The 17618-nt window shown below is 64.0% G+C and carries 22 protein-coding genes; 14 read left to right on the forward strand and 8 right to left on the reverse strand.

What is annotated here, in order from left to right; all coding sequences use genetic code 11:
* Genes lpxB through AC07OO_RS22935 form a run of 3 tightly spaced genes read left to right on the forward strand, consistent with a single transcriptional unit; the run spans nucleotide 1 to nucleotide 2531 of the window.
* Nucleotides 1-1155, forward strand: coding sequence for a lipid-A-disaccharide synthase (gene lpxB, locus AC07OO_RS22925; RefSeq protein ID WP_495084473.1), 1155 nt, complete (start codon nucleotides 1-3; stop codon nucleotides 1153-1155).
* Nucleotides 1127-1750 carry a ribonuclease HII gene (rnhB, locus tag AC07OO_RS22930; RefSeq protein WP_495084474.1) on the forward strand — a complete coding sequence of 208 codons (624 nt, stop codon included), beginning with the start codon at nucleotides 1127-1129 and terminating at the stop codon, nucleotides 1748-1750. Before lpxB ends, rnhB begins: the two co-directional genes overlap by 29 nt.
* Before the next feature lie 10 nt (nucleotides 1751-1760).
* Nucleotides 1761-2531, forward strand: a complete 771-nt coding sequence (locus AC07OO_RS22935) for a TrmH family RNA methyltransferase (protein WP_495084475.1) — start codon at nucleotides 1761-1763, stop codon at nucleotides 2529-2531.
* 14 nt (nucleotides 2532-2545) lie between these two features.
* Here the strand turns inward: AC07OO_RS22935 and AC07OO_RS22940 are convergent, their stop codons facing one another.
* From AC07OO_RS22940 to AC07OO_RS22965, 6 genes are all read right to left on the reverse strand, one after another.
* Entirely contained in the window at nucleotides 2546-3235 is a 690-nt protein-coding gene (locus AC07OO_RS22940; protein ID WP_495084476.1) for a substrate-binding periplasmic protein, read from the reverse strand.
* Between the two features lie 79 nt (nucleotides 3236-3314).
* Entirely contained in the window at nucleotides 3315-4196 is an 882-nt protein-coding gene (locus tag AC07OO_RS22945) for an MBL fold metallo-hydrolase (protein ID WP_495084477.1), read from the reverse strand.
* On the reverse strand, nucleotides 4193-5095 hold the full coding sequence (locus AC07OO_RS22950) for an SDR family NAD(P)-dependent oxidoreductase (RefSeq protein WP_495084478.1): 903 nt from the start codon (nucleotides 5093-5095) through the stop codon (nucleotides 4193-4195). Before AC07OO_RS22950 ends, AC07OO_RS22945 begins: the two co-directional genes overlap by 4 nt.
* Nucleotides 5092-6423 carry an MFS transporter gene (locus AC07OO_RS22955; RefSeq protein ID WP_495084479.1) on the reverse strand — a complete coding sequence of 444 codons (1332 nt, stop codon included), beginning with the start codon at nucleotides 6421-6423 and terminating at the stop codon, nucleotides 5092-5094. Before AC07OO_RS22955 ends, AC07OO_RS22950 begins: the two co-directional genes overlap by 4 nt.
* A gap of 17 nt (nucleotides 6424-6440) precedes the next feature.
* Nucleotides 6441-7529, reverse strand: a complete 1089-nt coding sequence (locus AC07OO_RS22960; RefSeq protein WP_495084480.1) for an MBL fold metallo-hydrolase — start codon at nucleotides 7527-7529, stop codon at nucleotides 6441-6443.
* Nucleotides 7530-7532: 3 nt separating this feature from the next.
* Nucleotides 7533-8054 carry an ester cyclase gene (locus tag AC07OO_RS22965; protein WP_495084481.1) on the reverse strand — a complete coding sequence of 174 codons (522 nt, stop codon included), beginning with the start codon at nucleotides 8052-8054 and terminating at the stop codon, nucleotides 7533-7535.
* 149 nt (nucleotides 8055-8203) lie between these two features.
* Between AC07OO_RS22965 and AC07OO_RS22970 the strand changes: the two genes are divergently transcribed.
* The 3 genes from AC07OO_RS22970 to AC07OO_RS22980 all read left to right on the forward strand — a co-directional run bounded on the left by AC07OO_RS22970 (nucleotide 8204) and on the right by AC07OO_RS22980 (nucleotide 9657).
* Nucleotides 8204-8902, forward strand: a complete 699-nt coding sequence (locus AC07OO_RS22970) for a Crp/Fnr family transcriptional regulator (protein WP_495084482.1) — start codon at nucleotides 8204-8206, stop codon at nucleotides 8900-8902.
* 159 nt (nucleotides 8903-9061) lie between these two features.
* Nucleotides 9062-9343: a YlcI/YnfO family protein gene (locus AC07OO_RS22975; RefSeq protein ID WP_495084483.1), complete on the forward strand. Its 282-nt coding sequence runs from the start codon at nucleotides 9062-9064 to the stop codon at nucleotides 9341-9343.
* Nucleotides 9340-9657: a type II toxin-antitoxin system RelE/ParE family toxin gene (locus AC07OO_RS22980; RefSeq protein WP_495084484.1), complete on the forward strand. Its 318-nt coding sequence runs from the start codon at nucleotides 9340-9342 to the stop codon at nucleotides 9655-9657. The genes AC07OO_RS22975 and AC07OO_RS22980 overlap by 4 nt, the downstream gene beginning before the upstream one ends.
* Before the next feature lie 175 nt (nucleotides 9658-9832).
* Here the strand turns inward: AC07OO_RS22980 and AC07OO_RS22985 are convergent, their stop codons facing one another.
* Nucleotides 9833-11032, reverse strand: coding sequence for a S41 family peptidase (locus tag AC07OO_RS22985; RefSeq protein WP_495084485.1), 1200 nt, complete (start codon nucleotides 11030-11032; stop codon nucleotides 9833-9835).
* Nucleotides 11033-11107: 75 nt separating this feature from the next.
* Here AC07OO_RS22985 and AC07OO_RS22990 point away from each other — a divergent pair, with 75 nt between their 5' ends.
* The 4 genes from AC07OO_RS22990 to AC07OO_RS23005 all read left to right on the forward strand — a co-directional run bounded on the left by AC07OO_RS22990 (nucleotide 11108) and on the right by AC07OO_RS23005 (nucleotide 13896).
* Complete coding sequence (locus AC07OO_RS22990; protein WP_495084486.1) at nucleotides 11108-11566, forward strand: Lrp/AsnC family transcriptional regulator; 459 nt, start codon at nucleotides 11108-11110, stop codon at nucleotides 11564-11566.
* A gap of 321 nt (nucleotides 11567-11887) precedes the next feature.
* Nucleotides 11888-12442 carry a hypothetical protein gene (locus AC07OO_RS22995; RefSeq protein ID WP_495084487.1) on the forward strand — a complete coding sequence of 185 codons (555 nt, stop codon included), beginning with the start codon at nucleotides 11888-11890 and terminating at the stop codon, nucleotides 12440-12442.
* A 29-nt stretch (nucleotides 12443-12471) separates the two neighbouring features.
* Complete coding sequence (locus tag AC07OO_RS23000; protein ID WP_495084488.1) at nucleotides 12472-13002, forward strand: hypothetical protein; 531 nt, start codon at nucleotides 12472-12474, stop codon at nucleotides 13000-13002.
* A gap of 12 nt (nucleotides 13003-13014) precedes the next feature.
* The gene (locus AC07OO_RS23005) at nucleotides 13015-13896 is read left to right on the forward strand and encodes an ATP-grasp domain-containing protein (protein ID WP_495084489.1); all 882 of its coding nucleotides are present in this window, start codon (nucleotides 13015-13017) and stop codon (nucleotides 13894-13896) included.
* Nucleotides 13897-14061: 165 nt separating this feature from the next.
* Here AC07OO_RS23005 and AC07OO_RS23010 read toward each other — a convergent pair whose 3' ends face one another.
* The gene (locus AC07OO_RS23010) at nucleotides 14062-14979 is read right to left on the reverse strand and encodes a LysR family transcriptional regulator (RefSeq protein ID WP_495084490.1); all 918 of its coding nucleotides are present in this window, start codon (nucleotides 14977-14979) and stop codon (nucleotides 14062-14064) included.
* Nucleotides 14980-15096: 117 nt separating this feature from the next.
* On the opposite strand from AC07OO_RS23010, the gene AC07OO_RS23015 reads away from it, so the two are divergent.
* From AC07OO_RS23015 to AC07OO_RS23030, 4 genes are all read left to right on the forward strand, one after another.
* A complete protein-coding gene (locus tag AC07OO_RS23015; protein WP_495084491.1) occupies nucleotides 15097-15303 on the forward strand; it encodes a hypothetical protein in 207 nt (68 codons plus the stop codon).
* A 2-nt stretch (nucleotides 15304-15305) separates the two neighbouring features.
* Complete coding sequence (locus tag AC07OO_RS23020) at nucleotides 15306-15722, forward strand: tautomerase family protein (RefSeq protein WP_495084492.1); 417 nt, start codon at nucleotides 15306-15308, stop codon at nucleotides 15720-15722.
* A gap of 67 nt (nucleotides 15723-15789) precedes the next feature.
* On the forward strand, nucleotides 15790-16650 hold the full coding sequence (locus AC07OO_RS23025; RefSeq protein WP_495084493.1) for an alpha/beta hydrolase family protein: 861 nt from the start codon (nucleotides 15790-15792) through the stop codon (nucleotides 16648-16650).
* An 86-nt stretch (nucleotides 16651-16736) separates the two neighbouring features.
* Nucleotides 16737-17615, forward strand: a complete 879-nt coding sequence (locus AC07OO_RS23030) for a Tll0287-like domain-containing protein (protein ID WP_495084494.1) — start codon at nucleotides 16737-16739, stop codon at nucleotides 17613-17615.
* Nucleotides 17616-17618: the final 3 nt, after the last annotated feature.

The raw sequence follows: 17618 nt of genomic DNA on the forward strand, positions 1-17618 counted from the left end.
ATGCCAGCCCCGCAAGTAGCCATGGTGGCCGGCGAGGCTTCCGGCGACTTGCTCGCCGGCTTGGTGCTGGACGGCTTGCGCGCCCGCTGGCCCGATCTGCAGTCCAGCGGCATCGGCGGCCCGCAGATGATCCATCGCGGCTTCCAGGCCCACTGGCCCAGCGAGCGTTTGGCCGTGCACGGTTACAGCATCGAAGTCTTCAAGCGTGTGGCCGGGCTGCTGCGCATCCGCAAGCAACTGCGCGAGCGCCTGCTGCAAGAACGTCCCGGCGTATTCATCGGCGTAGACGCGCCGGATTTCAACCTGGGCCTGGAAGCGGCGCTGAAGGCCCAAGGCGTGCCCACCGTGCACTTCGTCTGCCCGTCGATCTGGGCCTGGCGCGCCGAGCGGGTGGAGAAGATACGCCGCGCCGCCGACCATGTGCTGTGCATCTTCCCGTTCGAGCCGGAGCTACTGGCCCAGCATGGCATTGCCGCCACCTATGTAGGCCATCCGCTGGCCAATGTAATCCCGCTGGAGCCAGACCGTGCAGCGGCCCGCCAGAAGCTGGGTCTGGCGCAGGAGTCCCGCGTGGTGGCCATACTGCCGGGCAGCCGCAAGTCGGAGGTCGAGTACCTGGCCCTTAGGTTCTTTCAGGCTGCAGCCCTCATGCAGCAAGCGCATCCTGCTATGCAATTTGTAGTGCCTGCCGTGCCTACACTGCGCGCACGTATTGAAGCACTGGCGGCCGAGGCCGGCATGGCGGGCCGCATCCAGATCGTGGCTGGGCAGTCGCACACGGTGCTGGCGGCCTGCGACGCCACGCTGATCGCCAGCGGCACGGCTACGCTGGAAGCCGCGCTGTTCAAGCGGCCCATGGTCATCGCCTACAACATGCACTGGCTGTCGTGGAAGCTGATGAAGCGCAAGCAACTGCAGCCCTGGGTGGGGTTGCCCAATATCCTGAGCGGTGAGTTTGTGGTGCCGGAGCTGTTGCAGGACCAGGCTACCCCGCAAGCCCTGAGTGACGCCATGCTGCAGTGGTTTGACGCCATGGACCGCGAGCCTGCGAAAATCCAGGCTTTACAACACCGTTTCCTAACGCTGCACCAAACCCTGCAGCGCGACACCTCTACTTTGGCAACCGATGCGATCGAAAAAATTCTTGCACGCTGAGCAGGTTGCGCTCGCGTGGGACACACCGGGCCTGATGGCCGGCGTGGACGAGGCCGGGCGCGGCCCATTGGCCGGACCCGTGGTGGCCGCCGCCGTGATACTGGACGAGCGCAACCCGATCGAGGGCTTGGCCGACTCCAAGGTGCTGACCGCACGCCGGCGCGAGCAACTGTTTGACGAAATCCGCGCTAAGGCCCTGTGCTGTTCCATCGCCCAGGCCAGCGTTGACGAGATCGACCAGATCAATATCCTGCAGGCCACGATGCTGGCCATGCGCAGGGCGGTCGAAGGCCTGCGCCTCAAGCCCGTGCTGGTGCTGGTGGATGGCAACCGCCTGCCGGTGCTGAGCATGCGGGCTGAGGCCATTGTCAAGGGTGACAGCAAGGTGGCGGCTATCTCTGCCGCCTCCATCCTGGCCAAGGTCACGCGTGACCGCTGGTGCGCCGAACTGGATGCCCAGTACCCGCATTACGGCTTTGCCGGCCACAAGGGCTACGGCACGGCCGAGCACCTGCAAGCCCTGCAGGCCCATGGCGCCTGCCCGGAGCACCGCAAGACCTTCAGCCCGGTCGCCAAGGTGCTGGCGTGTGCCTGAAGGCCCCGTTGTGAGCCAGCCCACACCCATCACCTCACGCGAGAACCCGCTGCTCAAGGAGCTGCGCAAGGTCGCCCAGGACAACACCGCCTACCGCAAGGCCGGGCGCTTCTGGGTCGAGGGCGACCACCTGTGCAGCGCCGCGCTGCAACGGGGGTTGAAGCCTGCCGTGGCGGTGTTCACTGAAGAGTACTGGTCGCTAGCCCCCGTAAACTATGCGCAGGCAGCTATCAAAAGTATAGTAATTCCGACGCCACTCTTTCGGGAGCTGAGTGGTCTGGAGTCGCCCGCCGGCGTTGGCTTTGTGCTAGACCTGCCGGCCGAAGCCGCTGTTCTGCCCGCCGCGGCAAGCGTGATACTGGACCGCGTGCAGGATGCCGGCAACGTCGGCTCCATCCTGCGCAGCGCCGGTGCTTTCGGTTTCCGGCAAGTGCTGGCGCTCAAGGGCAGTGCCGCCCTGTGGTCGCCCAAGGTGCTGCGCGCCGGCATGGGTGCCCACTTTGGGCTGCACCTGGTGGAAGGTCTGGAGCTGCACGATCTGCAGGCCCTGCAAGTGCCCATCGTCGTCACCAGTTCCCACCAAGGGGACTTCATCCACGCGCTACGCCTGCCCAATGCCTGCGCCTGGGCCTTTGGCCACGAAGGCCAGGGCGTAGGTGCTGAGCTGATGGCGCAGGCCGCCCTGCACGCACGCATCGCCCAGCCCGGTGGTGAGGAGTCGCTCAATGTGGCTGCCGCTGCGGCCATTTGCCTGCATGCCAGCAGCTTGGCATCTGCCTGACCTGGCGACCGGGCCTACAGACCCGCAGTCAGCTTAGCCCAACGTCCGTCGGCCTTCATGGTTTTGACGGTTGCATCGATCCTGGGCACATAGGCTACCCACTTCTTGTTCAGCACATGCACCAATTGGGATGCAGCCAGGGGTTGATCCAGAGTCTTGAGCGTGCCCGCGAACTCGGGAAACCCGGACAACGGCGTGGCCGACGTAACCAGCGCCACGTCAAAGCGCCCCAAGGCCAGCATCTGGTACATCTGCACGGTGGAGTTTGCGGCGGCGGCCTCCAGGCCCAGCCTGGCGACCAGGCCTTCGGCGATCTTGGTGCCGCGGTACAGGCCCAGCCTATAAGTCTTCAGGTCGGCTGGTTTCAGTTTATTGACTTTGAAGTCTTGGCGGACCACGGCCAGCAACTGCAGTTCCAGCAGCGGTTCCTTGGTCTCTACGACGTTCTGGTAACCGGCCGTGCCGCCTACCACCCGGGCCAAATCTGCATCGATGATGCCGTTTTCCACGCTCTTGAGTGAGCGCTCGGGCGGCAGCAGCACAAACTCCACCTGTATGCCCATCTCTTTGTAGACCGCTGCGATGGCCGGCTCGAAACCCCTGGCGCCCTCCAGCGTACCCACGCGCATGACCTGCTGAGCCTGGGCCACACTGCTGGCGCCGGCCAACAGGCCTATGGCAATGCCCATGACGAGCCTGTGCATACCCACGTGTTCCCCCTGCGCTTGGTGAGCATCCAGCATAGGCCCAAGCCGGTCCTGCGTCAAAGGGGCAGCGCAGCCGCTAGTCCACCCACACCGGAAAATAGCCCAACTGGTCCTGCACCGCGGCGTCATGGGCTGGCACGATCTCCACCGCCGGTTCGGCGCGCACACAGGCCGCCAGCCGCTCGATCTGCTCCCCAACCTGCGCTGGCGCTTCGTCCGCGTTGCGCGAGACCAGTGGCTTGGCCAACTGTGCGTCGACCGCGCGCTTGAGCCACACCGTATCACCCACAAACAGCAGCTTGCGGCCCCTGCCGGTAGTAACCATCAGGCCCACCGATCCCGGCGTGTGGCCGGGCATGGCGATCAACACGGCGCTGCGGTCACCATACACATCATGGCTGTGCGCAAAGCCGCACATTGGCCGGGGACTGAATGCAATGTCTTTCCAGTGCGCCGCCTGCTCCCGCACCTGGGTAGGGAACACAGCCGGCGGCCGGGCCTGTGTGGCGAATGCGCGTTCGGCGGGGGCCACCCAGACCTCGGCCTCCGGGAAGTCGGCAATGCCACTGGCGTGGTCCCAATGGATGTGGGACAGCACGATGGCCTGCGGTCGCAAGGCTGCAGGCAATTGCCGGGCGGCAGGCCGCAGGTTCTGGTAGCCCAGCAGCGGCCATTGGCGAAACAACCAGTTCAGATTGGCTTGGCGCTCGGCCTCCACGGTGGCACTCAGTCCGGCATCGAACATCAGGCGCTTGGCCGGATGCAGCGGATGCTCGACCAGCACCGCCACATGGTTCAGCATCAGCAGGTTGGACCAGTCGCCGCCGGCCACCAGCATGGCCTCGCGCACGGGGGCCTCGGCTGTCTTGATGAGGGTGATTCGCACGCCGGTGCCCTCGGCATGGGCCGTGTCGCCGAGCAGGGCGCAGACCAGCAACGCGGTGGAAAACACCTTCATGGATTCACAGACTCCGGCAAGGCCTGGCGCGGGGCCTGCAGCGCCAGCGTGCGGGCCACTATCGCATCGCGCAACCGCACTGGCAAGGCCTGCATCAGCACCGCATCGCGCCAGAAGCTGTGGTGCAAGGCATAGCGGGCTTTGGGCTGGGGGTGTTGCAAGGCATGGGTGATGGTGTGCACCACACGCTCCAGCGGCACGCCCGTGCGCGTGGCTTCCTGGCTCAGCGCCAGGAACCGCCGCAGCGGCTCCTGGTACAGGGGCAGAGACGGCGGTTTTTGCAAATCGCGGTGGATGTGGGCTGCCATCGGCGTGTGCACCAGCCCGGGCGCGATGACGACCACGTCGATACCCAGCGGCTTGAACTCCATGCGCATGGCTGTGGACAGAGCCTCGACGCCAAACTTGCTGGCCGAGTAGGCGCCGGTAAACGGCATGGTGCGCCGTCCACTGGCGGAACTGATGTTGATGATGCGCCCGGGCGGTCCCTGGCGCTCAGGATCGCTGCCCAGCAGTGGAAGAAAGGCCTGTGTGCAGGCATGCAAGCCCACCAGATTGACCGCCAGCACGTCGCTGAAGATGCTGGCGCTCAGGTCCGCCAGCGGGCCATTGGTGATGATGCCGGCGCAGTTCAGCAGTCCGGCCAGGCGCTGCGTGCCCAATGCCTGCCCCAGTTGTGTGGCGGCATCGGCCAGGCTCTTCACGTCGCGCACGTCCATCAGCACGGGCGTAAAACCAGGCCCCAGTGCGGCTTGCAGTTGTACGGCCTCTTGGTCCAGCAGCACGCCGCCCCACACCTGGTAGCCCTGTGCCAGCAGGTGCTCGGTGGTGGCCCGGCCAATGCCAGAGGCCGCACCGGTGACCAGCACGGTGCGGGGGGCTGCAGCGCTTGCGGTCACACCCACTCCCGCGGCACGTGGCGGCCCAGGGCGCTCTTGGGCAAGGCCAAGAGCATCAGCAGCCCAGACAGCACCAGGGCGCCGCTCAGCAGATACAGGCTCAGCGTGAAGCCGCCGGTGGCTGTCTTGATGTAGCCCACCACGGCTGGTGCCACCACGCCTGCGCAGCCGCCCATCGTGGTGATCAGTGCAATGCCGGCTGCCGCGGCGCTCCTGGACAAAAACTGCCCCGGCACTGCCCACAGAATGGCAAAGGCGCTGGAGATGCCCGCTGCCGCCAGCGACAGGCAGGCCAGCGCCAGCCCTACGTCCCGCATGAACAAGGGCGTCAGCGACAGGCCTATGGCCCCGGCCACCGCACTGGCCGCAAAGTGCCAGCGCCGCTCTCCGCTGTTGTCCGAATGGTGGCCGACGATGATGGTGGCCATGATGCCCAGTGCGGCTGGAATCACCGAGTAGATGCCGATCTCCATCACCGAGAGCCCCATGGACTGCATCAACGTGGGCTGCCAGAACGACAGCGCGTAGATGCCCAGTATCACGAGGAAGGACATGAAACCCAGCAGCCAGACCCGGCCATCGCGCAGCGCGCTGCCCGACGTCTCAGTCAGGCCCGTGCCATTGGCCTGTTGCTCGGCCTGCAGCAACTGCTGTACACGTGCCTTCTCGGCATCGTTGAGCCAGGCGGCCTGCGCCGGCGCATTGGCCAGCCAGTAGTAGGCCGCCAACCCCAAGCCCACGCTGGGCAAGCCCTCTACCAAGAACAGCCATTGCCAACCTTTGAGTGACAAGAAGCCGTCCAGGTAAGTCATCGTCAAGCCCGCCACTGGCCCGGCCACGATGGGCGCCGCGCTGTAGCCCATGAAGAACAGGGCCGTCACCTGGGCCCGCCGTTGCGATGGAAACCACAGCGTCAGGTAGAACAGCACACCCGGCGCAAAGCCGGCCTCGAACACGCCGATCAGAAAGCGCACCACATAGAACTGCGTGGGCGTGCTGACAAACACCATCGACGCCGAGGCCAGGCCCCACAGGCCCATGATGCGCAGCAGCGTGGTGCGCACACCAATGCGGGCCAGCCACAAATTGCTGGGCACCTCGAACAGCGCATAGCCGATGAAGAAGATGCCCGCGCCTAGGCCAAACACGGCGTCCGAGAAGCCCAGCTGGCCTTTCATCTGCAGCTGCGCGTAGCCCACATTGGTGCGGTCCAGGTAGTTGAAGACGTAGCAGGCAAACAGCAGCGGAACCAGGCGCCAGGTGATCTTGCGGAATAACGCGTCGTCCGCCGCGGCGGTGGCCTGGGCGGTGATGGAGGATGTTTTCATGGTTGTGATGTCCTCGTTCAGCGGGGCGTGGGTGTGCCAGATGCGGTTCCAAAGGCGGTCTCGCCCCACAGCAGGCTGCTGGGCGCGCCGGGGAACAGCCAGTAGGGCGTGCATTCGGCCGATGGCACGACGTTGCTGAAGCCGTGGGTGGCAGAGGTGCCGGCAATGGTTTTTTCCAGCACCATGGACAGGTACTGGTCCACACTGCTTTCCTGCGTGTTGCCGTTCAATACGACCTCGGACCCGGTCGCCCTGGCATAACGGCGTATGCCGTTGTGGCGCGATTGCTCGGGCGACCAGCTGTCGGCCGACACACCGTTTTCGCTGCTGACGCGTATGCCGTCCGGCGTGCGGTAGACCAGCGAATGGTTGCCCTCGGTGTGGCCGGGCGTGTGCACCAGGGCCAGGCCAGGCCCCAGCTGGATGCTGCCGGCAAAGGGGATGACACGGCTGGGCGCCACGCCGTCCATGCCCTGCGGGCAGTACCAGTCGGCCTGGCTCGGTAGCAGACCCTGCACGCTGGCCATCTCCTGCTGGTGCACCAGCAGTTTGGCATTGGGCAGCAGGCCGGGTGTGCTGGCATTGCCCAGCCAGCGCCGCAGGTTTTGCGTGTGCAGGTGGTCGTAGCTGATGTAGTCCACGTGCTCCGGCGCTATGCCGCACTGCGCCAGCGCCTGCAGCACCGTGCCGTAGACCGGGGCAATGGTGTTGTGAAGGAACTTCGGCGTCTGGTCGCTCAGGCGCTTGAAATAGGGCGTCTCGCTGCCCGTCTCAAAGTCTGCAGGGGTGAACAGCAGCGTGCGCAGCTGGCCGGCAAAGTCGTCAAACTGGATGACGACCACGCGGGCCAGCAAATGCACCATGTGCGGCTTGAGTAGCTGCTGCGAATACACACCGGTGAACGCAAACCAGGCCGGGTAGGGGATGCGCAGCAGGTTGAAGCTGCGGGCAAAGCGCACCACCGGCTCATCCAGCAGACGTTCGTGGAATTGCTGGCCCTGGCGGCGCAGCGCGCGCAGCCGGTCTTGGGGGTAGGGCGCCGCACGGGCACCGTCAAAGTCGGTGATGGGCAAAAAGCCCAGCGCCGGGTGGGCAGCCGCGTTCATGCTTCAGGCCGCCTGGGCTTCGGGTGTTGGCTGTGCTGCTGTTTGCCCGCCCAGCAATCCACCCACGATGGCCGGCAGTGCCTGGGGTGGTACGCCGACCAGCAGTTGTTTGATCATCGTCAGCGAGTCGAAGTAGACGCGCTCGCAAACCAGGTTTTCTGCGCTGTCGAAGATGAACAGCGCAACCATGCGGGTGCGGAAGGTGTTGCCGGTTGGGGGCAGGTTCTTCAGCGGCCCCTTGTGCGTGCCCAGCAGCCAGAATTCCACGATGACGGAATCGGCCGCATGGCGCAACTGGATGATCTCGTGGCGCTGGTCGGGAAAGGCCTTGCGCGTCTCGGCGTAGTAGCCGCGTACGGTGTCGTTGCCGTCGTGCACCTCGCCGGTGGGGATCAGTTCGTAGTGCGGGTGGGGGAAGGTGCTGAGCACGGCGTCAAAATCTTGCCGGGTTTCGTCGGCAAAGTGGTCGAGCACGATTTTTTCGCGGCGGGCTTGTTGCGGTGTGGTGGCTGTGGTGGCGGTCATGGTCTGGGTTCCTTCGTCGGTTATTTGGAATCGGGGCTGGGCAGTGCACCAGTGGCTGTACTGTCCCGGAGACGGCGCGCGCAGACTGTCCACTGTTGGCAATTGCCACCCCGTGTAAACCCTTGGCGGTGTCTGCGTATGCTGTGGGCATGAGCCATCTGCAAGCCAGCCAAACACCGCCTGATGACCCCAGCGACCACCTGCGTCTGCCCCAGGGTGTGCAAGACCAACTGCTGGAAGTCGCCCACCGCCGTACGCTGGCGCCGGGCGACTCGCTGTTCCTCAAGGGCTCGTCACCCGACGCGCTGTTTGGCGTGGTGCGCGGCGCCCTGCGTGTCAGCGTGGTGGCGGCCAACGGGCGCGAGGCAGTGATCGCCATGCTGGAGGCCGGCCACTGGTTTGGCGAGGTGTCGCTGTTGGTGGGGCAGGAGCGCGTCTACGACACCTATGCGGTGGAGACCACCGATATGGCCGTGGTAGCCGCCAGCGATTTCCACCACCTCATCGCCACCCGGCCCGAGGTCCACATGGCCTTCACCAAGCTGGTCTGCCAGCGCCTGCGCCATGCGCTGGTGTGGATAGACGACGCCATCCTGATGCCGCTGCCCGTGCGCCTGGCCCACCGCCTGCTGACGCTGGATGCGCGTGCGGATGCTGCCAACGCCGGCCAGGCCAGCGCATTGGGCGTGTCGCAGGAGGATCTGGCCTTCATGCTGGGCGTGTCGCGCCAGAGCGTGAACCGCCAGCTCAAGATCTGGGAAGAGCAGGGCGCCCTGCGGGTGGACTACCGCCGCATCGTGCTGCTGAACCGGGCGCTGCTGCAGAACCAGGTGGCGCAGGGCGGGTGAGTCTATGTCGAGGTGCTATGGTATTGGTAGCGGTATGCGTAGATTTGACGGGGGCTAGGTGGATTTTTTCTTATGTCAATACACGCTCGTATCTTGGGCAGGCGGCATTGTCTCCGCGTATTGGAGATATTTGCATCGCACTTGCAATACAATAAATCCATGAAAACAGCCACACTTCCCCCCATCCGTGTAGCACCCGATTTCAGGACCGAACTGGAGGGCGTGCTTGAGCAAGGTGAATCGCTGTCGCAATTTGTCGAGAGCGCGGTTCGTGCGACGGTCGCCAAGCGCAAGAACCAGGCAGAGTTCGTCCGCCGTGGACTTGCCGCTATCGAAGCGACCCAGCGGGATGGCGGCGGGATTCCTGCTGCTGCGGTCGTTGGCCAGTTGGAAGCGAAGCTGGCCGCTGCCAAGCGGATCAAAGCCCAGCGGGGTGGATGACATACGCCGTTGTGTTCAGCCAAGAGGCTGCCGTTGACCTGGAGCAGCTGTTTGACTTTGCCATCCAACGCGAGCTGGACAGCGCTGCGGGAGACCTGGACATACCCGACGGGGCGCTGCAGGCGATCAAGGATGGCCTAGCCTTTCTGGAAACCTCGCCGTTTGCCTGCCGCAAGGCCGCCAATAATCCCTTTCTGCGCGAGCTGGTGATTCCGTTTGGCAGCACGGGCTATGTGGCGTTGTTTGAAATTGTCGACAGCCACACCGTCATCATTGGTGCCATCCGCCATCAACGCGAAGATGATTACCACTAACCCATCTTACAGACGGTGGTTCGCTAAATACTACCAATTCGATAGCGGTGTACGTATATTCCACGAGGGCTAACGTGAATTAGCCCTCGCAAGCTTCTCATAAAACCCCAAAAAGGGTATTTTTTGGGCTTCGTTAACCCCCGGCCCCTTCACCGGGCCACCGCCGCGCCCAGTGTTACTTTTGCACCGGCGCCTTCATCGCATCCAGCTTGGCCTGCAGATCGGCCAGTATCTTGGCGGCGGCTTCCTTGCGCCAGGGGTCGGTCTGCTTGGCTGCCACGGGCTGCATGGCCATGACCTGCGCGGTCAGCAGGGCCTGATCCGGGGGCACAGCCACGTCGGGGGTGACGCCCGTGCCTTCCCAGTTGGTCTTGGTGACGGGATTGATGGCGCGCCCGGTGGGGATGAAGATGCCCACGCGGTCGGCCAGCTTGAACACGCCGCCGGGGTTGGCACCACCGCCGGTGGTGGCGCCCACGATGGTGGCGCGCTTGAGCACCTTGAGGTTGTTGGTGAACTCCTCGCCCGCCGAGAAGGTGCGCTCGCTGGTCAGCACGTAAACCGGTTTGCTGGCACCGAAACGCTTGCCGGGCACCCAGGCATGCGTCCAGTACTGCTGGGTCTGGCCGCTCCAGCGGTAGTACAGGTCGTTCAGGTGCACGGGCTCGCCCGCGTCAAACAGGTAGCTGGTGACCAAGGCCACCGTGGCCGGGTCGCCACCCCGGTTGGCGCGCAGGTCGATGATCAACGCCTCGCTGTCGGCCACCAGCGTCATCGCCGCGGCCAGCGCCTCGCCGCTGTAGGCAATGTCCGCGAAGCCGTTCAGCGCCAGGTAAGCGATGTTGGCGGGCAGGCGCTCGAACTTCTCCACGCCGAAATTGAACAACCGGGCCGTGGCCAGCTCTTTTTCACGCTCGGCGGCGCTGGGCTTGGTCGTGGCCTGCTCGGCGAGCGGAACGTCCTCGGGCAGGGTGTCGGAAAAGAGGCGCACGCGGACGTGCTTGTCGTGGCTGACTTCCTGCAGATGCGCGGTCAGACGGTCGCAGAAGGCGTTGGCGGTGGTGTCGTTGTTGTATGCACCGCGTTTGTCATGCGCGAGCACTGCCGCCACCATCTTCTGTGCCACATCCGGGAATACGTAGCTGGCGTGCATCTTGGGTGCCAGCGCGGCGATGACCTGGGCGCGCAGCGCGGCGTCTATTGGCATGTCGGGGCGCGTCGGGGCGCTGCTGGCGGCCGGCTGTGTGGCCGGCGCCGTGGACGCAGGGGGCGCAGTCTGGGCCAACGCAGCGGCGGAACTGCACAGCAGCGCCACCAGGACGGCGCAGGCGCTTAAGGGATACAACGGATAAGGCATGGCGGATGCACCTTTCATGGGTATGTTTTTCCAGTGGCATTGTAGGGAGCGAGCTACCTATTTTTCCGCGTTTAGTTGCTATGATTTATCAATATGACATTGGAAAAATCGGCCATTGATAAAATTGACAGAGATATCGTCGATCTGCTGCGACGCGACGCCCGCTTGAGCTACCGCGAGCTGGGCGAAAAGGTGCACCTCAGCGCCAATAGCGTGGCCGAGCGGGTGCGCCGCTTGGTGCAAAGCCAGGTGCTGCAGGCCTTTTGCGCCAAGGTGGATTTGGCTGCCTTGGGCCTGCCCTTGCAGGCGCTGGTAGATGTGAAGATGGCGCGCGAAACCTCGGCCGCACGCTTTGAAGAGGCCATCGCCGCCATCCCCGGCATCCAGGAGGCCACGCTGATGACCGGCTCCTACGACTACATGCTGCGCGTAGCCTGCCGCGACCAGGCAGACCTGGTGCGGCTGATGGAGGCGCTGCGCGAAAAGGCGGGTGTGCAAGACACCACCAGCCGTGTCATCCTGCGCCAGGTGGATATGCACGCGCCCTTGTAGCGGCAGCTTGCAACAAGGTGCTGGCGCCGTGCAGATGTCGGTCGTGACGGACAGCACAAGCCCTTGATTTCATTGGGATTTTGGCGAAGGCGGTGCCGGGTGTCGGCAAACGCCGACTTGGGGCTGCCCGCGTTTGCACCTAAGTCCTTGATTTCATTGGGTTCTGTGGCTGGCACGCATCTTGGAAAGATGGTTGGGTCTGAGTACCGATTGCGCCAAGGCCTTCGCACTCCGCGTTGAACCGATCCCCTGCGCAGCCCGACTCAGCAAGGCATTTGATCCAAGCACCCCACACAACAGCATCTGACCAGGAGCAAGCCTATGAACACCCAGAAAGCCACCACCACCCTGCTGCACCTTGCCGCTGCATGCGCCACCCTGTGCGCTGCCATGGGCAACGCCCATGCCGCACAACCCGCGGCCGGCGGCGCCAACCAGGCTCCTGTGGGTGTGATCCAACGACCTATCAGCATGGCGCCGCCCCCCGGAATGCTGAGCACGCTGGCTGCGACCCCCAATACCGTGGACGTGAAGAAAACGGTGCAATTCAAACTGGGCGGCGCCGGCTTTTGCAAGGTGACGATTGCGTATGGAGACGGCAGCGCGAACGACAGGGAGGGCAGCCTGCCATTCACCATCGACTATGCCTACCAGACTTATACGATGCTGTCGTATGAAAGCATGAAGACCTATTCGGCCAAGGTGACACCGCACGGCAATTGCAAATCCAGCACGCCACTGCAAGTGGACGTGACGGTCAAAAACCCCGACGTCGGCCCCAATTCTGGCAACAACGGCCCTGTCATCAAGGCCACGCCGGTGGGCGTGAAGGGAGCCCTGGTAGACCCCGGCAACCGGGACGCCACCGGCAAGTAGACGACCATCACCTGCACAGGAGACACACCATGCTTCACAAGCCCTCGACAACCACACCATCAGCCCCCTCATCAACCCCCTTGCGCGTGCTCGGCACGTCCTTGCTCGCCTCCGTGATCGGCTGCACCGCAGCGCATGCGCAGACCCCACCCGCGCAGGGCGCGAGCGCGGCCGACAAGGACCGGGTTGCGCCTGCTTCAGCCACCATCAACAACCCGCTCGCCGGAAAGTCTGCGGAGGCCGATGCCAAATCGCCGGGCTGGATGCGGGCGCAAGAACAAGCGGGCAAGAATGACCTGTCCGGCAAGTCCATGGAGTCCAGCAAGAAGGCGCCCGGGGCAAACCGCTCCCAGGAGATGTCGGCCAAGAACCCCGGTTCGGGCAAATCGATGGAGTCTGCGCAAAAGCAACCAGGATCGGACAAGAGCCAGGAGCAGTTGAGCAAGGCCCCATTGCCCAACAAGGGTAGCCTGGATCAAAAGGTGCAAGCCGAACCCTCCCCGAGCGATGCCAAACGCCAATTGGCCCTGGCCCATCTGGCGTCCCGCGGCCAGGCCTAGCTAGGGTTGACCATGCGATTCTTCTGCATCAGCCAACCTTGGCTGGAGGCCACCAACGCGGTGCTGGCAAAAGCCTGCGCGGCGCGCGGCATCGAGATGGTTCTGGTGTCTCCCCAGACCTATTGCTGCGAGCCCGGCAGCGGGCCGGCCTGGGGCGATCTGCTGTACCGCGCCGCGACCGATGCGCCATCCGATCGGCTGGAGAAGCTGCTGTGGCACCCCGGCGTGGCCGCCTTCTATGAGCAGCCGCACTTTGAATGCCTGTACCAGGGCATCTTGTTCCAAAAGAACGGCATTGCCATGCCGCGCACCGTGCACGCTGTCTCGCGCGACCGGGCAACCCTGCTGCGCCAGCTTGCTCCGCTGGGCGAATTTCCACTCATTGTCAAAGCCGGCGGACACGAGGGCGGTAACGGGGTGATGCGGGTGGATAGCCAGGCGGCACTGTTTTCCCTCTTGGACCACATTGGCGACGCGCCCCAGGTCATGGCGTATTTCGAGCACGTGGTGGCCTACCGCCTGATCGTGGTGGGCGACCAGGTCATTGCCACCGAGGCCCGCTACAGCGGCCCCGGCGACTTCCGCACCAACAGCGCGGGCTGCGGTTCCTTGGGTGCCGTTACCGCGCCGCCGCAGGCCGTGCAGATGGCCTTGAAGGCGGCCCGGTTGATGCGTGTGGAGTTTGGCGGTGTCGACATCCTCGAAAACGAAAACCATGAGCTGGTTTTGGCGGAGCTGAACTTCCCCTGCTACTTTGCCGACCAGCAGCACGCATCGGGTATCGACATTGCCGGCGCGATGATCGACCACCTGATCGTCAAGGCGCACCGGCTTGGCGGTGGCAACATCGCCCAGGCCATGGCAGAACCCGATAGGTGTCTGGAGGCAGGCTAGGTTTCACACCCTGGGCTGGCGCTGGCGCGAGGCGTTCTATGGGTAGGATTTTTCTGCTGCAGAATGCTATAGATGTTGTAGCGTACTGTCTATATCCGACGAGGGCTAGTGGCTGATTTTACTGGAAGCCATCCGAAACAAACCCAAATAAGGTATTTTGAGGGGCTACCCACCTGCTTCCTGAGCCATCCACTCCGCCCAGTAGTCAATGCAGGCCCGTATCTTGGGCAGACGGTGCCGCTCTTGCAGGATCACGGCATAGATGGGGATGCGGGGGCTGACGAAGTATTCCTGCAGGATGGGCACCAGTCGGCCTTGGCGAATCAAGGGCAGGGCGGACAGGTCGTGGATGCGTGCTATGCCCACGCCCTGCAGTGCCAGGCTGACCAGGAAGGCGGTGTTGTCGGCCCGCGTATGGCCGTTGATCTGCCATTCGGCTGGGCCTTTGGCGTCTCTTTCCTGCGGATCGGTCCAGGCCCAACGGTTCAGCGTCGGGCTGGCGCTATTGCTTAGCAGGCGGTGGTTTTCCAAGTCGCGCGGGTGGCTGGGCGTGCCATAGGTGCGCAGGTAGTCGGGTGACGCACACACCGTGCGGCCAAAGAAGCCGATCTGGCGGGCCACCACGGTCTCGCTTTGGGGGTTGCCGCTGCGCAGCGCGATGTCAAAGCCGTCGCGCGCCATGTCGGCGATGCGGTCGTCCGCGCTGATGTCCAGGTGCAGATGGGGGTAGCGCTGGTACAGGCCGTTCAGGCTGGGCGCGATCATGCACTCGGCCATCAGCGGGCTGGCCGTGACGCGCACCCAGCCGCTGGGGCCGCTGAGCTTGCCGGTGAGCTCGCTGTCCAGCTCGGCCGTGGTGTCCAGCAAGCGACGGCCGTAGCCCAGAAAAGTATCGCCCTCGTCGGTCAGGCTCAGGCCGTGGGTGGTGCGGTGCAGCAGGCGCACGCCGCAGGCCGCCTCCAGCCGGGCCAGGGCGCGGGTCACCTGGCTGACCGGCACATTGCGCTCGCGGGCGGCGGCGGACAGGGTGCCCAGTTCGGCAATGCGGGCGAAGAGGGCGACGTCGTCTAGTTGGATTTGCATGGCGGCATTGTGGGTTGGTTTTGCAAAAAACGCAAAACCATAAGTGAATTTATGCCGTTTCCCAATGTTGGAATGATCAATAAAGTTCGTTCCATAGCAACCAACCAGGACATCACCATGTACCCCACCACCCAACTCAGCGCCGCCCAACGGGCCGATCTGCATTTGCAGGCGCGCCGCCGGGCCCAGCAACTGCGCCGCGAGGCCAGCACCGCCCTGTGGCAAGCCGTCTTCCGCCAAACCGCCGGTGTACTGCGGGCCATGCAGCAGCGCCTCTTCTACCTCGCTCGCCATCCCCACCGTCACCATTCATCAGGAGTCTGAACATGCCCACCTTGCAACTCCAAGTAGCCCCTTTGTTGAACCCTGCGCACTACCGCGCTCTGGCCCATGCGCTAACCCAATTGACTGCCCAGCACCTGGGCAAACGGCCGGATGTGACGGCAGTCGTCATCGACGACCTGCCCGCCGCCCGCTGGTACGTGGGCGGCCGCGATGTGGAGCGGGCCACGGCCTTGCTGGAAATCACCATCACCGCCGGCACCAATACAGCGGCTGAGAAAGAGGCCTTCATCGCCGCCGCCTACGCCGAGCTGGAGCGACAACTGGGCCATGGCCGCCCGCTGGAAGAGGCCAGCTATGTGCTTGTGCGCGAACTGCCCGCCTCCGATTGGGGCTATGGTGGCAGCACCCAGGCTGCGCGCAAACAGCAGAGGGCGCAGCAGGCCTTGGGCATCCTATAAAGTCGCGGTACGCGGTGGCTTCCGAACGGTGGCCACTTCTTGTTGAAGTGACTGCTGAGGGAGCACGATGGGCTTAGCCTTTTTTTCACGCATGGCATGTGTTGCCGGTCTGCTGGTCTCGGGGCTGGCCTGCGCCCAGGGTGCAGCCCAGACCATCTGGATACCGATGCAGGAGGCGAGCCCCTCTGGCCAACACGAGATCAAGCTGGAGGCCACGCTGTACAAACCGGCGGGAGACGGCCCCTTTGCCACGGTCGTTTTCAACCACGGCTCCAGCGGTGGCCCCATCCCCGCGGACTACACGGAAAAAGCCGCGGGTCTGGGCGGCTTTCTCAGTGCCAAGGGCGTTGCGCTGCTCGTCCCCATGCGCCGGGGCCGGGGCAAATCCGAAGGCCGCAACGCAGAAGAGCCTTCGCCCTGCACGGTGGAAGCCGCCAAGCAGGGCATCGCCTATGCCTCCGCCGCGCTGGATGCCGCCTTGGGTTACCTGCGCCAGCAGCCCTGGGCCGCGCCAGACAAGCTGGTGCTGGCCGGCCATTCTCGCGGTGGCATTTTGTCGCTGGCCTATGCGGCTGAGCACCCCGGGGTGGCGCTTGGTGCCATCAACTTCTCTGGTGGATGGAAGAACGACAACTGTGGCGCCGTGGACATCAACCTTGCTCTGTTCGAGGCGGCGGGCCGCGCTTCCTCCAACAAACCGCCCAGCCTCTTTCTCTATGCCCAGGGTGATGGCTTTTATGCCGACGCCTCCATGCAAAAGTATGCCGAGGTGTTTCGCTCAGCCGGCGGGAATGTCGATTTCAAGTTCTACCAGATCAGCCCATTGAACGGCCATCTGTTGTTCCAGCGGGCACGTTCTGTGTGGGAAGTGGATGTAGGCCGCTTCCTGGAGCAGGTCGGCGTGCTTTCACGCACGCAGCCGCAGTGAATGGCCTAGCCTGCAATATTGCCCTGTTTCAGTCGTCTTTTGCTCTGGATTTTGAACAATAATGGCCTCGACTATTCGGAGGCCATATGGGATTGCGTCTTAAATTTAATCTGGTGCTTATCGTGGTGTTCTTGGCTGGTTTTGCGGCCGCCGGCTTCATCTCGCGCCAGCTCTTGCAGGAGAACGCACGCGAGGAAGTGCTGCGCAATGCCCGGCTGATGATGGACACGGCGCTGGCCGTGCGCTCCTACACCGTGGAGCAGATCAAGCCGCACCTGGACCCGCGCCTGGAGGAGGTCTTCTTGCCGCAGACCGTACCCGCTTTCGCCGCCACCGAAACCCTGGCCCATATCCAGAAAAAATACCGCGACTACGCCTACAAAGAAGCCACGCTGAACCCCACCAACCCGCGTGACCGCAGCACCGACTGGGAAAGCGACCTGGTCCAGCAATTCCGCCAGAATCCCGAGACCAAGGAACTGATCTCCGAGCGTGACAGCGCCACCGGTCGCTTGCTCTACATCTCCAAGCCCATACAGATCAGCAACCCAGCCTGCCTGCGCTGCCACAGCGAGCCCTCGGCCGCGCCCGCGACCATGATCAAGATCTACGGCGAGGCCAACGGCTTTGGCTGGAAGCACAACGAAATCATCGGCGCCCAGGTGGTGACCGTGCCCATGAACATCCCGGTTGCCAATGCCGACCGCGCGCTGAAGACCTTCATGGCCTCGCTGGCGGCGGTGTTCGTCGTGTTCTTCATCGTGTTGAATGTGATGCTGAGCTGGTTCATCATCCGCCCCATCCGCCGCATGTCGCTGGCGGCCGATCAGGTGAGCACGGGCAATTTTGAAGTGCCCGAATTTGCCGAGGGTGGCAAGGACGAGGTCGCCATCCTGGGCAGCTCGTTCAACCGCCTGCGCCGCAGCATCGAGAAGGCCATGCAGATGATCGAGCGCGACGCCTGAGCC

Source organism: Rhodoferax sp. GW821-FHT07G04 (assembly GCF_059418585.1).

Bases quoted from the DNA above. Each gene is read 5' to 3' on its own strand.
- lpxB (WP_495084473.1), top strand. From the start codon at position 1: ATGCCAGCCCCGCAAGTAGCCATGGTGGCCGGCGAGGCTTCCGGCGAC.
- rnhB (WP_495084474.1), top strand. From the start codon at position 1,127: ATGCGATCGAAAAAATTCTTGCACGCTGAGCAGGTTGCGCTCGCGTGG.
- AC07OO_RS22940 (WP_495084476.1), bottom strand. From the start codon at position 3,235: ATGCACAGGCTCGTCATGGGCATTGCCATAGGCCTGTTGGCCGGCGCC.
- AC07OO_RS22945 (WP_495084477.1), bottom strand. From the start codon at position 4,196: ATGAAGGTGTTTTCCACCGCGTTGCTGGTCTGCGCCCTGCTCGGCGAC.
- AC07OO_RS22955 (WP_495084479.1), bottom strand. From the start codon at position 6,423: ATGAAAACATCCTCCATCACCGCCCAGGCCACCGCCGCGGCGGACGAC.
- AC07OO_RS22960 (WP_495084480.1), bottom strand. From the start codon at position 7,529: ATGAACGCGGCTGCCCACCCGGCGCTGGGCTTTTTGCCCATCACCGAC.
- AC07OO_RS22965 (WP_495084481.1), bottom strand. From the start codon at position 8,054: ATGACCGCCACCACAGCCACCACACCGCAACAAGCCCGCCGCGAAAAA.
- AC07OO_RS22970 (WP_495084482.1), top strand. From the start codon at position 8,204: ATGAGCCATCTGCAAGCCAGCCAAACACCGCCTGATGACCCCAGCGAC.
- AC07OO_RS22975 (WP_495084483.1), top strand. From the start codon at position 9,062: ATGAAAACAGCCACACTTCCCCCCATCCGTGTAGCACCCGATTTCAGG.
- AC07OO_RS22980 (WP_495084484.1), top strand. From the start codon at position 9,340: ATGACATACGCCGTTGTGTTCAGCCAAGAGGCTGCCGTTGACCTGGAG.
- AC07OO_RS22985 (WP_495084485.1), bottom strand. From the start codon at position 11,032: ATGAAAGGTGCATCCGCCATGCCTTATCCGTTGTATCCCTTAAGCGCC.
- AC07OO_RS22990 (WP_495084486.1), top strand. From the start codon at position 11,108: ATGACATTGGAAAAATCGGCCATTGATAAAATTGACAGAGATATCGTC.
- AC07OO_RS22995 (WP_495084487.1), top strand. From the start codon at position 11,888: ATGAACACCCAGAAAGCCACCACCACCCTGCTGCACCTTGCCGCTGCA.
- AC07OO_RS23000 (WP_495084488.1), top strand. From the start codon at position 12,472: ATGCTTCACAAGCCCTCGACAACCACACCATCAGCCCCCTCATCAACC.
- AC07OO_RS23005 (WP_495084489.1), top strand. From the start codon at position 13,015: ATGCGATTCTTCTGCATCAGCCAACCTTGGCTGGAGGCCACCAACGCG.
- AC07OO_RS23010 (WP_495084490.1), bottom strand. From the start codon at position 14,979: ATGCAAATCCAACTAGACGACGTCGCCCTCTTCGCCCGCATTGCCGAA.
- AC07OO_RS23015 (WP_495084491.1), top strand. From the start codon at position 15,097: ATGTACCCCACCACCCAACTCAGCGCCGCCCAACGGGCCGATCTGCAT.
- AC07OO_RS23020 (WP_495084492.1), top strand. From the start codon at position 15,306: ATGCCCACCTTGCAACTCCAAGTAGCCCCTTTGTTGAACCCTGCGCAC.
- AC07OO_RS23025 (WP_495084493.1), top strand. From the start codon at position 15,790: ATGGGCTTAGCCTTTTTTTCACGCATGGCATGTGTTGCCGGTCTGCTG.
- AC07OO_RS23030 (WP_495084494.1), top strand. From the start codon at position 16,737: ATGGGATTGCGTCTTAAATTTAATCTGGTGCTTATCGTGGTGTTCTTG.